The sequence below is a fragment of the Candidatus Jidaibacter acanthamoeba genome (genome assembly GCF_000815465.1).
In the GTDB taxonomy this organism is placed as follows: Bacteria; Pseudomonadota; Alphaproteobacteria; order Rickettsiales; family Midichloriaceae; genus Jidaibacter; species Jidaibacter acanthamoebae.
The window spans coordinates 105,908-119,756 of sequence record NZ_JSWE01000092.1 but is presented as its reverse complement, the minus strand read 5'-3'; the positions used below and the strand labels follow the sequence as shown (position 1 = coordinate 119,756).

Annotated in this window: 13 protein-coding genes, 2 tRNA genes and 1 pseudogene; 5 read left to right on the top strand and 11 right to left on the bottom strand. The window is 32.3% G+C overall.

What is annotated here, in order from left to right:
• Position 1: 1 nt before the first annotated feature.
• Complete coding sequence (locus NF27_RS03550; protein WP_039455803.1) at positions 2-358, bottom strand: hypothetical protein; 357 nt, start codon at positions 356-358, stop codon at positions 2-4.
• A gap of 214 nt (positions 359-572) precedes the next feature.
• Here NF27_RS03550 and NF27_RS03545 point away from each other — a divergent pair, with 214 nt between their 5' ends.
• Together NF27_RS03545 and NF27_RS03540 are read left to right on the top strand one after the other, a co-directional pair.
• On the top strand, positions 573-836 hold the full coding sequence (locus NF27_RS03545) for a DUF2795 domain-containing protein (protein ID WP_053332550.1): 264 nt from the start codon (positions 573-575) through the stop codon (positions 834-836).
• Between the two features lie 94 nt (positions 837-930).
• Positions 931-1,007, top strand: a tRNA-Met gene (locus NF27_RS03540).
• A 602-nt stretch (positions 1,008-1,609) separates the two neighbouring features.
• Here NF27_RS03540 and NF27_RS12035 read toward each other — a convergent pair.
• Positions 1,610-1,732: a hypothetical protein gene (locus tag NF27_RS12035; protein ID WP_161791790.1), complete on the bottom strand. Its 123-nt coding sequence runs from the start codon at positions 1,730-1,732 to the stop codon at positions 1,610-1,612.
• 594 nt (positions 1,733-2,326) lie between these two features.
• Here NF27_RS12035 and NF27_RS03535 point away from each other — a divergent pair.
• Positions 2,327-2,803 (top strand): helix-turn-helix domain-containing protein, encoded by a 477-nt coding sequence (locus NF27_RS03535; protein ID WP_039455801.1) that lies wholly within the window; start codon positions 2,327-2,329, stop codon positions 2,801-2,803.
• A 51-nt stretch (positions 2,804-2,854) separates the two neighbouring features.
• Here NF27_RS03535 and NF27_RS03530 read toward each other — a convergent pair whose 3' ends face one another.
• The 3 genes from NF27_RS03530 to NF27_RS12355 form a co-directional block, all read right to left on the bottom strand.
• Positions 2,855-3,919 (bottom strand): hypothetical protein, encoded by a 1,065-nt coding sequence (locus NF27_RS03530; RefSeq protein ID WP_039455799.1) that lies wholly within the window; start codon positions 3,917-3,919, stop codon positions 2,855-2,857.
• Positions 3,920-4,055: 136 nt separating this feature from the next.
• Positions 4,056-4,517, bottom strand: coding sequence for a hypothetical protein (locus tag NF27_RS03525; protein ID WP_152606834.1), 462 nt, complete (start codon positions 4,515-4,517; stop codon positions 4,056-4,058).
• The gene (locus NF27_RS12355) at positions 4,486-4,650 is read right to left on the bottom strand and encodes a hypothetical protein (protein WP_161791789.1); all 165 of its coding nucleotides are present in this window, start codon (positions 4,648-4,650) and stop codon (positions 4,486-4,488) included. Before NF27_RS12355 ends, NF27_RS03525 begins: the two co-directional genes overlap by 32 nt.
• Positions 4,651-5,042: 392 nt before the next feature.
• On the opposite strand from NF27_RS12355, the gene NF27_RS03520 reads away from it, so the two are divergent.
• Together NF27_RS03520 and NF27_RS03515 are read left to right on the top strand one after the other, a co-directional pair.
• On the top strand, positions 5,043-7,004 hold the full coding sequence (locus NF27_RS03520) for an NAD(P)-dependent oxidoreductase (RefSeq protein WP_039455795.1): 1,962 nt from the start codon (positions 5,043-5,045) through the stop codon (positions 7,002-7,004).
• 549 nt (positions 7,005-7,553) lie between these two features.
• Positions 7,554-8,726 carry a hypothetical protein gene (locus tag NF27_RS03515; RefSeq protein ID WP_039455793.1) on the top strand — a complete coding sequence of 391 codons (1,173 nt, stop codon included), beginning with the start codon at positions 7,554-7,556 and terminating at the stop codon, positions 8,724-8,726.
• Between the two features lie 230 nt (positions 8,727-8,956).
• On the opposite strand, the pseudogene NF27_RS13230 reads toward NF27_RS03515, so the two are convergent.
• From NF27_RS13230 to alr, 6 genes and pseudogenes are all read right to left on the bottom strand, one after another.
• Positions 8,957-9,397, bottom strand: a pseudogene (locus NF27_RS13230) (site-specific integrase); the annotation flags it as partial.
• A 15-nt stretch (positions 9,398-9,412) separates the two neighbouring features.
• Positions 9,413-9,808, bottom strand: coding sequence for an integrase family protein (locus tag NF27_RS12985; RefSeq protein WP_239647814.1), 396 nt, complete (start codon positions 9,806-9,808; stop codon positions 9,413-9,415).
• Positions 9,809-10,527: 719 nt separating this feature from the next.
• Positions 10,528-10,604 (bottom strand) — tRNA-Arg (locus NF27_RS03505).
• 271 nt (positions 10,605-10,875) lie between these two features.
• A complete protein-coding gene (locus NF27_RS03500) occupies positions 10,876-11,646 on the bottom strand; it encodes an ABC transporter ATP-binding protein (RefSeq protein ID WP_039455791.1) in 771 nt (256 codons plus the stop codon).
• Between the two features lie 3 nt (positions 11,647-11,649).
• The gene (locus NF27_RS03495; RefSeq protein WP_039455789.1) at positions 11,650-12,423 is read right to left on the bottom strand and encodes an MlaE family ABC transporter permease; all 774 of its coding nucleotides are present in this window, start codon (positions 12,421-12,423) and stop codon (positions 11,650-11,652) included.
• Between the two features lies 1 nt (position 12,424).
• The gene (alr, locus tag NF27_RS03490; RefSeq protein ID WP_039455787.1) at positions 12,425-13,687 is read right to left on the bottom strand and encodes an alanine racemase; all 1,263 of its coding nucleotides are present in this window, start codon (positions 13,685-13,687) and stop codon (positions 12,425-12,427) included.
• Positions 13,688-13,849: the final 162 nt, after the last annotated feature.

The window sequence follows — 13,849 nt, the reverse complement described above, 5'->3', positions numbered from 1 at the left end:
ATTAATAAAAAGCACTATGAGTTAAGTTTGTAGCATAATCCAGCGCATTATCAATCAGATCGCTTGTTTGGTCTATTTTTTTGGCTAGGTACTCAAGGCTCTCCTCTGCTAAATATAAGCCACCACTTGTAGCATAGCTTGATAGCCCTAAAACGGAAATTATTGCCATATTTTTGACTTCAGGTGCTCTTATTACTTTCCCGTCTTGTAACTGGTTTTGGCTGTTAATGCAAATAGCTCCATAAGTTAACGCTATCCCATTTATTATATAGCCTATATTCATTATTTTATTTGAAAAAAAAGCTAACCAGCTTGCACTATTCTTTAATGAAGTACTCGCTGATACAAAGATTTTCATACTTATATTTATATCTAATATTATTATAATATTAATATATTATAAAATTATTATTTATCAATTTAATATTTATTTTTACTCTTAAGGAAAATAGGCGTAAAAATAACCATTATATCTTTGTCCACGTTAAAACTCCTTTAAAATCACTTTTCTAAAAACTTGTAAATAAGCTAAAAATTTATAAGTTAATTCAAATAAATTTCGGGGATAAAAAATGGTAAAAGATACAAAAGACGGAAGAGTTGAAGGCGGAAAAAAAACAAGCGAAGGCGGTAGGGGTGATCCTGAAAAAGCAAGTCCTGCTGCAGTTGAGCGTTATCTTAAAGGGATTCATTATCCTGCCGGCAAAGCGGATCTTGAAAAAACCGCTAAGAAAAACGGGGCTCCCTCGGATGTATTAAATGTTTTGAGCCGCTTTGATGATAAAGAATACAAAAGCCCGATTGATATTGCAAAAGAAGTTGGCAACGTTGAATAAAAAATAGTTTAGCTGAATTATTTTGACTAAATTTTTTATCAAAGCTTGCATTATTGAAAACAATAGGGTATATTATCTTTTCAATAATATTTGACGCGGGGTGGAGCAGCCCGGTAGCTCGTCAGGCTCATAACCTGAAGGTCGTTGGTTCAAATCCAGCCCCCGCAACCAAGTATTTCCTAATATTCCAGTGTTTTTATAAAATCGTAAATTTTCCGGGGATACCTCGGGAAACTTTGTGATTGCAATATTTAAAGAAAATTATTCAATTTCATTTTTCTGTTTTAGAAAACCTTCAGTAAAGACTTATTTTAAAATTTAAAGTAAAAGTGATTAAGGATGAAAAATAATTTTTTACTTTTGCAAAAATTAGCAGAGTGTATGCTATTTCTTTGCCCCCACTTGAAATCCTGATTACTCCTTATGTATAGCCGTGTACACAATATGTTGAGGAGAACTTTTTTATCTTGCCTTAAAGACTAATATATACTCCCCCGCCTCTCATCTTATCAACACGCTTACACCCTTTTGTTAAAGTTTTTTTCTTTAAAAAATATAGGTTGCATGAACAAAAAATTAACCTAACCATAAAAGAGTTTCCACTAAGTTAAGGAAAGCATTGGCAATTTTGTCGAATCTAGAGAAGGTTCTACGGGAATGCTTAATTTTACCAAAGAAGCATTTAATAAGATGACGTTCTTTGTAAAGATGCGAATCATAAGAAGTGGAATTTTTTCTATTTGATTTAAGTGGTATAACAGATTGGTTTGGTTTTATTTGATTTCAAAAGTGCTTAAGAAAGCATTACCGTCATATCCTTTATCTGCAATTACGGTGAATTTTTCAATATCTTGGGTCAATACTTCAGCTTGAGTGGTTTTATGCCTTTGTCCCAAGGTTATAACGCTTCATTTAATTCCAGCTTTATCCTTTCTTTTCTTTCCATTAAGGTTTGCATGGTAATACTTTCATCCAGTAGCGTAGTAACTAGTTTTACAGTTGAATTACTTGCCAACTGCTTTTGCTCTGTTATTGGCGTTGTTTGAAACCATGAGGTTAGAGATGATATGGTAGAATTTAATCATATTCCCGGGTTAATTTATAAATTCCAATTTTTTGAAGTATAATTATTGTTTCAATTACACTCAATTAATGCATTTTATTTTTAATTATATTTATAAAATTTGTCCTTATTCCATATGACCTTAATAATTTTATAGATTCATTTAATTTCTCATTGGATATATTAGCTTCTTTTTGTAATAGCTTAATATTCATAACTATTACCTGTTAAATCGTTACTAATTAAATATATTAACAATGACTAAAGAATATTCTACTCAATATTTATAAAGTTTATATGAATTTAGCTTGTGATATATTATGATTATATTATTACCTATTCTGAGTATAACTAGTAGTTATTATAGCATAAGCACAAATAGCATATAGAAATTGTACTCACAAGCAGAAAAATAAATGAGACGGATATGATAAATACAAAATATGTTTTAGAGAATTTAAAAGAGCAGATAAAACAAAGGATGAGCGAAAGAAATTTGACTGCAAGTTCAGTTGAAAAGAAGTCAGGGCTTAAGATTAGTGCGGTAAGAAATATTTTAAATAACAAATCCACTAATCCCGGCATGGAGACCTTAGTTGCCATAGCAAAGACCCTCGAGTGTTCGGTAGATGCTTTATTGGGTAATGAAAGCTCAAACCCTGCTTACATGGTGAGTAGAGATGCTACTATAAAACCTATTGAGAAGCATATTTGGAACTTTAAGTTATATAATGATACATTGCAGTCGGTAGAGAAAATAATAGCCCGAAAACACTTAACTCTTACCTTGGAGCAGATGTTGCACATTATACAGGAAGTTTATATTTATTCCTTAAGTGCAGACGAGCCTAAAGTAGATACCAGATTCGCTAACTGGATGGTGGAGAATAATAGTAATAAATAAGAGAAATTTGCTATACTTCCTCTCCTATTTTCTATTTTTATTTAATGTAAATTAAAGGCTACTGCCTTTAGGACGGGTTAAGGAATCACCAAGTATAGCTTTCTCTATCCAAGAGATATTCTTACTTAATTGCCCATTTAAAGAATTATTCTTAACAACTTCTATTTCTTTTGAATTCTCCTTTAAAAGGTTATTAGCTTTAGTTATAATATCTACAATGTTTTCAAGTTTAGAAGGACGAGTTAAACGGTCAGTCAGTAACTTTAGTACTCCCTCTTCATCATTATTTTTAGCAGCCAACAAGAATTTATGGGTATTATCGCTTTTTATTAAACTGTTATACACTTCCTCATCCCCAAGTATTGACTTCATTGCTTTCACTTGCTCGCTATCTTCCGGACTAACAATATTACCATATTTATTTAATACATACTCTCTCAGCTTCGGTAGTACTTTGTCGAAAAGCATTTCAGGATTTAAAATAATGCTACCTTCTTTATCATCTTGATCCCAGTCTATTACTAATGTTTCGTTGTCAGTATTGAATTTTAGCTCATAATAGGTAGCTATTCTCCCACACTCTTTGAAAGAAACTGAGTTTAATAATAATTTAATATTTCCATCTTCACTAGCAGCTAACTTTTGTTGTTTTTGACTAATGAAAATACCTGCCATTTCTACAAAAGCCTGTTTTATGGCAAGTATTACCTCTTCTTCATATAGCTCTATACGCCCATTTACATCCAAACCTTCTCTCTCCTTCTTCAACTCTTCTGTGGTCCTTGCTTTTTCAGCAGCTTCCTTGGTTTTATATTCTTCCGCATTATAGAATAGTTCAGAGGTTGATTCTTTTCCGGAAAGTACTATAGCATTAAATGCAACCCCTCGTTTCAAGTAAAATTTTTCAAGCTGCTTTTGTACTATAGCACCCTTAAAGTACCCTTGTTTATATTCGCCTTCTAAATAATAAATAGGGCGCCAATGATTATATTCAATATATGCTTCTTGAATCCAAGAAAATGAGGCTAGAATAGCCTTTATTCCATCCTTATTGTTTTCAATAAATATTTTTCCTTGCTCTGATAATGGACGAAATACTGTTGTACTATTTTTCATAAATTTTACCGGTTAACTAGTTTAAAATGCAATGTGTATTAGTTTTATTTTTTTCTAAGGAAATCTCTTCCTGCTTTATAGCATCCATATCATAACTTTTCAATATTTCTGATTTTTTACTTTCTTCTTTTACTTTTTAATATAAATAATTAATTTCTGTAATGATTTGTTCATTATCCATCCATATCAATTTAATTGCTTCTTTAAAGAGTTCATAATTGTTATACCCATGATGAGTCAAAGCATTTCTATATTCTCTTATGTCGGGTATCATCTTTGTTATTACCTCAACATTCTCATCCGGTTTAATATCGAGCTGCGCTATCCCGGTTAGCAACTCGTGCCTTTGCAGGTTACCTATCACTTCTCCTAATGCTAGTAATAATGTTGTATACTTTAGCTTTATTCTCATTTCATTATCGCTAAGGGCTTTGTAGTTTATAGAAGCTATCTCTATAATTCTATCTAATCCATATCCCTCATTGTCATTTTCCAGCTCTTCTTTTATAAGTCTAATTAACTTCTTACCATTAACTATTGAAGCAGTAAACATCCTTACCTGCTCTTCATATGATAACTGCCCAGGTTGGTCCCCCAAAGGGCAAAGCCGGTAAGCATGAATTAATTCTATTATTAGCAGCAGCCCTTATAAAGTGTTTAGGCAACCTAAGCTTGCCTTCTTCACCTATTTCAAGGTAACTTAAATTATGATCGAGCAAATGCTCTATCACACCTAATAGGTATCTCCTAACTTCTTTTATGTTTCCTGTAATCTTAAATATTTACAGCAAAAGGAAGTAACCACCATATATAATTAACTTGTTCCAGCTTATCATTTATAGGATATGCTTTATAAGCCTAAAATAATATTTGTTGGACAAGCTATATCAAATATATTTGCCGAACATAACGGCTAATAACCGAATCATCATCTAAATTACCTACACTGTTAATAAAGATAGAGGATTAATAGATTTATATCACAAAAGGCTATATTAGTATGTTAGCAAGCAATTGCTTACCTGCTTATTTAATATAACTTCTAGTTACAAATAGTTTTTATATGACTAACTTGAGAAAAACTTAAGTAATATTTGAAACTTTCAATAAAAGGGTAGTTGTTATGAGTAAAGATAAAAATAATACCACACCTTATGAAACACCTAAAGTGTCTAGAAATTCAAGAAGGCTACAACAGGAAGGTAACAAAACAAGACCTTTAGAGTTTAATTTCCCTAATGAAAAAGAGATTGAAGATAAGATAAAAATGCCTCAAGCAGAGAAAGAACTTATTAGAGATTTTTACAAGGATGTAATTAGAAGATTTGCAGGCGATGAAACTGAGAACATGAAAGATATACAATTTATTGTTGTTGGTCATGTTGTTCCTACACTCCCTTTTTATTTAGAAGGATTGAAAGAAATAGGTAGTATTGCGGCAGTAATAGCTAAAGGCTCTATTGCAGATACCAATATAAGAATATGGTTAGAAGAGACCAAAATTGCAAATCACTTAATTGTAAAAGGTAAATTTAAGCCATTTCAAAATGAGGATGAAAGAAAAGAATTAGAAGAAAAACTACTTAAATTGAAAGAAAACCCGGAAGAAATAAAATCTCGCGGTCTTGAAAAATTTTGTCTTGAAAGTACTGAAGTAAAAGAATGGTTAGCATTAGACGGGGCTTTTTTTGTTAATAAGTGGGCACAAAAAGATAAAAAAATTATAATTATAGATATAGGAGGATATTTTTCATATACGCTAAAAGATTTATTAACTAAAAGAAGTAGCTTAAATAATACTTTACTAGGAATAGTAGAAGACACCGAAAACGGCCACCAAAAATATAGGAAAGAACTTAAAGAAGTAAAAAAGCAAATATTATCTAGTGTGATACGCACAGAGCAATTGAAAGAATTTAATATTATAAAGTCTTTGCCACAAATAAAAGAAGCAATAAAAAGAGAATATCAAGACAAAGCTCCACCTATAATAAGCGTTGCAAGAAGCCAAATAAATGAAGATTATAATGTCGGTAAAGCAATAACAGATGCTACTGACCATATTCTTAGAGTTGAAGATTATACTCATTTAGCTGAATCAAATACAATTTTAGTAATTGGATACGGTAAAATAGGCTCAGCTGCTGCAAGGGTAGCTTCAGAAAAAACTAGGGGGCCTGTTCTTATATGCGAAACAAATCAAGTTAGAAAGTTAGAAGCTTCAGCTCATTCTTTTAAAGTAGTTTCAATATACAAGGGTTTAAAACAAGCTGATGTAGTGATATGTTGTACCGGAAATAAATGCTTAGACAAAGTACATATCCAATTTCTTAAGAATAATGTTTATATTGCTTCCTGTACCTCAAGGGATGATGAGTTTACTAAAGAATTTCTTACTGATCTGGAAAAGCATATCAAAGAGTCACCAAAATTAGATAAGGAAAAGAAAGAGAAGCTAGATGGAGATAAACTAATAAATTACATATCTAGTTATCTGGAACTTCACACAATAATAAAGGACAAATTAGGTGATCAATTCCTTACTAAGCTAAATGAATACGTTAGACAAGAGAATTCAAAAAAAGGTAAAGAAAAAGACGAGGGGGAATTATTAGATTTTATAAGTAGCAGTGCTTCACATACATTAGAAAAAAGCGAACTTAGCAAGTTTCTTCATGACCTTGAAAAAGGTATTAAAGAGCTACGAGAAGAAAATAAAATAGAAATAAAAAGTCATATATCTCGTTATATGGTTGGTGGTAAAACAATTAATCTACTAAATAATGGAAACTCTGTTAATTTTGTAGAAAAAGCAGTGCATGGATATTTTATACATGGAGTATTAGCTTCTTTAGCAATTTCTTCTATTATAATCTATTTTAATTCAATAGAGAAATATAAAAACTTAAATAAAGGGCAGCTAAATGATTTTAATGAATTGATTGATCTAAGTGAAACATCCGAAGTAAGAACACCCTCCTCACAGGAATTAAATAATAAAAGTTGTCAATCTATTATAGCTGAAATCCTTATGAGACATAAATTACGTGATGAACCTATAATTTCAAACATTAAAATTAATTAAGAAAAAAGATATATACCAAGAGATTCAGAAAATAACGAATTAACGGATCAATTAAAAACTAATAGAGTAGTACGTATTATCGGAGGAGCAAAATTTGGTAAATCCCAAATAGCAGAAAGATTCTTTATACTTAATAAGGGTAGATATGATATAGCTTGGAAATTTAATGCCTCAATTTCTTTTGAGAAGCAATTTAAAGCCTTAGCAGATAAAATTAATAGTAAAATTAGTAAAGAAATTTTTTCGGGTAAAAGAATTGATTATGAAGAAGGCGAAGGCACTATACTAAGCCGTGTTAATAAATATCTTGTTGAACATTCGCATTCATATTTACTTATTTTTGAAGATATACATGAATCAAAATTTGCGATAAATAATTTACTTCCTAACTCTTCAAAAAAGAAAAGAGAACATATAATTTTAACACATGATTCAAATCCCATTCCACAATTAGATCAAACAACAAATAGCCCAGCAGAATCAAGTACTAGCAGTTCCTCCCAACCGTCCCCGGCAATAAAAAACAGATTATTACGCTATCATGAATTAATGGAGTATACCACTACTATAAATCTTAAAAAATTTAGTGAATTAAAACTTTTTAAATTTTTAATAAATAACACAGATTTATGGAAGAAAGAGAAAGCTGCTTTTAAAAAATTAGCATGGGTTTTAGCTAATCCTAAGCAACGAATTAATGCTTATAAAGAAGGACTAGAAATAAGCACCCCTGATGACAACCAGTTGGAATTTGTAAGCATTGTTAATTTAGCTTCTAAATTTATAAGATACAATATAGATAAACTACATTCTGATTTAGGTACAATTATAAAGTCTATATTTGAAGTTGAAAGTACATATAATGAAACTGATAATGATAATATATTTAAATTCCTCAACTTTGCAATCGCAAAACTTAATAAGAAAGAAAAAAAGTTATTAAAAATATTCTATATTTTAAGTATAAATGAACCTAAATTTATTATTTCTGAAGAGGCTTTAGTAAAATTAGCTAAAAACGAAAAGCTTGTTACAAAACTTGAAGATATGGGCTTTATTGAAAAAGATGACGAAGGTATGTTTAGAGCGGTTTACAGGGGAAGTAAAATTAAACTTGAACTATTTGGTGGGGAGGTAGAACAAGATAAGCGAAATAACTCTTTAGAAATAGCAATTCGTATCACTACTAAAAACTTTTTTATGAAAGGTAAAGAGCATAAATCAGAAAATTTGGTTAAAGAAATTATTCAAAAAAGCACAGGATATAATTTTGATGATTCAAGTAAGGCTAAATCTAACCCGGATCAATTATACTCAGAATGGAGCAGGAATAACAAATCACTTTATTGTAAACTATTAAATCGTTTTGCAAAATATTATAAGGATAGCAGCGCAGAAATTGCAAAGCTTTGTTACAAAGAAGCTCTTGATCTTCAAATAAAATTATATGGAGAAGAATCAAATGAGTTTAAAAAAACTCAAGAATGCATAAGAAGCTTGGAACTTTTAGGGGTTTCACAAGATACCGATATGGAGCTGGAGGAACGGCAGGGTAGCAAGCGCTCAAGGGAAGAGGCTCAAGAACAAGTTGGTACTACTTCCTCTTCCTTCAATGCACCGAGACCACCTGCCCAACGTAGGAGAACAAATGATGAATTAGCCGACAAAACCAATACAGAGGAAGAGAAAGACAGAAATTCAGGGAGCTCAAGAGGTTTTTAAATTTTAAAAATTTATAATTTTTATTATACTTTATTTTATATTTTATTTGAGCATCTAGGCTATGTAAACCAAGTTTTACAAATAAGAGAGAAGTGGTAGTTTTCTGTTAGGAAAAACAAAGGCTGTATTTTTATAATGAAATTATTTCTTTAATTTACTTTCTATGAATATTATTAAATTATTGGACAATGTTTTAAAACTATTATTACAATTCCACTTACATGATAAGCTTAGTATTGATTATTAAACATAGCTTTTGTTGCTCTTTCTAGAGAATCTCTTACCGGGTCAATATTTAATCTTTCATAGACTCTAGTTGCCTGTTGGCTTTTATGACCTAAAGATTTGCCTATAATAGCGGTTGTTGCGCCGGTTGCAGCTTGCCAACTTCCAAGAGTTCTCCTTAAATCATGTATACGGAGATTTTCAATCCCTGCTTTCTACAGTATCCTTTTCCATGCTTTTTTCGGGTCTGCCAGATGCCCTGAAGAGCTGTTAGAAGGGAATACAAACTCACTTTCTGAAAATTCTGTCTTTAAGTTAGCAATTTGTCTTTGGTGTAATATCTCCAATGCTTGCTCTGTTAAAGGAATAGTTAAAGACTCCCCGTTTTTAGTTTCCGGGATTCTCCAAGTTTTAGTCTGGAAATTAATTTCATTCCATTTCATAGCTAATACATTACTTTTTCACGCTCCGGTAAGAAGTGAAATTAGTATATAACCCTTAGCAGTTTCATTTATCTCTCCATTTAAGGCTTTAAAAAATTTTGGTAATTCGTCTGCTTGTAAAAATCTGTCTCTTGATTTTTCTTTAAATTTTTTGATTCCTTGAGCAATTTGGGAGCTAATATGCAGAGCTTCTTTACGTGCATTTTCAATTGAAATATTTGGATATTGCCCGATAGTCACCCTAATAATACGGCCATTTTTTTTTGTTACTTCAAAAGATTTATTTCCTTTATCTGTGACTATAATTTCCAGTCCGCTCCCTTTATAGTCTTTACAATAATCTCGTTTTCCGGGAGCAGAAATAGGCAGTTCATCTAAAAATTTCTTAGTAAAATTATAAATTTTATCTTTCACTTGGGGATACTTTGGGGATACCATATAAATAAAACCGCCTATAAAATCATTATATTTTATAGATATAGAAGCACTGTAAAACCTAGGATATGTCAAGCTATACACAGCTTGATAAGCTCCTATAAACAGCTAGAACTTGCGGCTCATAACCTGAAGGTCATTGGTTTAAATTCAGCCCCCGCAACCAAGTATTTCCTAATATTCCAGCGTTTTTATAAAATCACAAAATTTCTTTGGTGCCGCATCAGTGTCGCAAGGGCGGATATATTGTTTTTATTATTTTAGACAAGTTAACATCTTAGTATTTACTTGCTCTCACGTTCCGGGACTAGGAACTAAACTCTTAATAAACATGATTAATAAAATGAAGATTCATTTTATTCTTTTAAAATCAGTTATTATATCTAACATGATAAAAATTGTTAGTATTAGTTAAGTTGATGGTATTCATTCAACATTTATTGTATTAACTAACCTTATAAAATTATGTAAGCATATAATCTTTATTCATATTTCTTATCGGAAATTATAATAATCAATCTAAAGTAGGTTTTAAATTATTCAAGAAATTCTATATTAGTTATTACTCCAAGCCTATATAGAACGATATAACAACAAAGGTTTTATAATTAGCAATTACCTAATTATATCTATCTATCAAATGATAGCATAGAAAGATTTATCGGTTTTAAAATATTGGCTAAAAACCTTATTTTATGTGGCGTGCCCGGGAGGAGTCGAACCCCCGACCCACTGCTTAGAAGGCAGTTGCTCTATCCGGCTGAGCTACGGGCACATATGTTGTTGCTAATATATAAATTTTTTCTTTTCTTACGTCAATTAAAATATACAACTCATGCTCATTTAAGTGATAACTTAAAAATTAACTTACAATTTTTCTTTCTTATCACTTTTTCATTATAATTATACCTTTTGATACTTTATGTTTAGCAAACCTTTAGAGCCCCTGCTCCCCTGTTGCCGAAAATAAGCGGGATATAGTAGTTACTCCTCTAAAAGAGTTAGAGGAATTTTTTATCAATGTTAAGGAAATGCTTAGCTTTGCTTTAAGCATTATTGGTGATTGGCCCGGTAGTTCTTCCGCTGATAAATTGATCAACATACTCATTCCCTGAAGACTCGATGTTCTTTCCTTCACCTTGCCAGATAATTTCGCCCTTATAAATCATGGCCACTTTATCAGCTATAGTTTTAACACACTTCATATCATGAGTAATAGTAATTGTGGTTGCTTTAAGCTCTTTAGAAAGATTAGCAATCAACTCAATTATTACCTGCGAAGTAATCGGGTCAAGCCCGGAAGTCGGCTCGTCAAAAAATATAATACTCGGATTATTTGCAATGGCTCTTGCAAGCGCTGCTCTTTTTTGCATCCCACCCGAAAGCTCGTTAGGGTAAAGATCTAGTGTTGCTTGGTTTAAACCCACTAGCGCCAGCTTTTCCTCAGCTATTCTTCTCGCCTCTTTACGAGAAATATTTTTGCCTTGCAGAAGAGTAAATGAGACATTTTCCCAGATTTTCAAACTATCAAACAAAGCACCACCTTGAAATAGCATGCCAAATTGATTAAGCAACTCTCCGCGCTTTATGATCGGGATGTGTGTTACATCTTGCCCGTCAATTTTTACTAAGCTGCCTCCATCAGGTTCCAGCAAACCCATAATCGTTTTAATTAATACGGATTTCCCGCTACCTGAACCGCCGATTACAACCAGCGATTCCTGTTCAGGTATATTTAAATTAATCCGCTTTAGAACTTGCTTGGTTCCAAATGATTTTGATAAGTTTTCTAATATTATTTTATAATTTTCTGCCATAATTTACTTTGAAAAAAGAAGTCCGGTAATAATATAATTAGTAAATAAAATAAAAATTGAAGCTGCAACCACGGAATTTGTAGTAGCACTTCCAACGCCTTGCGCTCCACCTTTGGAGTTATAACCATGATAACATCCCATAATCGTCACCACGAAACCGAATGCCGAAGCTTTAATTAAACCTGAAGTCACATCCTTAACTTCAAGGAATTGTATAGTACTTTTTAAATAAGTATGCGGAGAAAAACCAAGCTTATAAATACTTACCAAATATCCCCCGAATACTCCGATAATATCAGCAACTAACACCAAACACGGAAGCATTATGATCCCGGCTAAAACCCTGGGAATAACTAAATAGTTAAACGGGTTAGTATTTAAAGTATATAACGCATCAATCTGCTCGGTTACCCGCATAGTACCGATTTCCGCAGCAATTGCCGCACCGATTCTGCCTGCAAGCATTAACCCCGCTAATACAGGACCTAGCTCCCTGGTAATTGATAACACAACGACCGAGGCTATGGAACTTTCGGCATTAAAACGAGAAAACCCGGTATAACTTTGCAAAGCAAGTACTGCACCGGTAAAAACCGCAGTAAGACCGATCACGGGCAGAGAATAATAGCCTATTTCTATCATCTGCCTAAATAGCACTTTAAAATAAAACTTGCCGAAAAAACAAGACTTTACAGTTTCATAAGTAAAAATGCCAAGCCTTCCTAAAGACCTTACAAAATCTAAAAAAACCCTACCGACTACTCCAACGAAGTTCATATTACCCTATATAAACCTTTTTATATCTACTACCTAATGAGGTTAGCACCTCATAGCCAATTGTTCCAGCACAATTTGCAACTTCGTTTACGTTAATATTATCTCCGAGCAATTCAACGTAGTTTATTTCATTAAATTCTTCTTCAGTCAGATTGTTAGCATTAAAGATTATCATATCCATTGAAACTCTGCCGATTTGCCGGAGCTCTTTATTATTGTAATACCCCTTACCTAAATTACTTAAGTTTCGAAAGTATCCATCCCCGTAGCCACACTCAAGCGTTATTATTTTATCGCCCCTTTTTGCACTTACGGTTGCGCCGTATCCTATCGCCTGATCTTTTTCCAATATTTTTTTCTGAAGGATGCCTGCTTTTAAAGTTACGACTTGTAAAAACGGGGTTTGTTTTTGATGACAGGAATGAATTCCGAATAATGCCGCTCCCGGCCTTACCAAATCAAAATGATATTCTTCTCCTAGAAATATCCCTCCTGAATTAGAGAAACTAACCGGAATATTTTTAAACATTTTTTGATATTCCTGCATCTCGTTAAGTTGCTCTTTATTCATTACATGATTAATTTCATCGGAACAAGAAAGATGGCTCATTATATATGTTAATTCAACATTTGAAATAAGCTCCGAATTTGTACTGATTTGTAGAGCATCGCTTTTTTGTAAAGCAAGCCTTCCCATACCTGTTTCCAAATGCAGCACGGCAGCCAATTTCTTACCGATTTTTTTCCCGTAATTATTCCAGATTTCCAATTGAGATAAATCACTTATTATCGGGGTTAACCCCATCTCAGCGGCAGCTTTCGCCCCGTCAATGCAATTTACGCCGTGCAGAATATAAATATTAGGGTTTCTCGAATAAATTTTAGAGTCAATAACTTCAGTTATACTTATAACTTGTTCATTCTGTAATTTTTCATAACCATCTTCACCACTTGCTGAGAAGTTTTGTTCATTATAATTTAAACTTATAACGCTATCATTAACCACCTTAGGTAAACTATAATCACAACTTCTGTTTAATGAATAAATATTATTATTGCTCAAAACTTTTTTACATTCCAAAGCTTCATCAAGATTAGCAACAAAGAAATCATTACAGCCTTCGGCAAAAAGCTTTCTGGCAACCGGCATCATCCCAATACCATATGCATTAGTTTTTATTGATGCTCCACAAATTGCCTTCCTTAAGTAGCTTTTTAAGATTTTATAGTTTTGCGATATCCTGTCTAAGTTTATCTCAAGCACCGATTTTGCGAATTTCCCCACAGAGTTTTTTATATTATTTTCAACATACTAATTAAGATATCATAATTTTTAAAAAAAAGAATTGAATATATATATTAGGTGTATTATAATGATTCTTAAGAGCGTCCCTTCCCTCCCCCTTATTCTCCAGGGACGCTTCCT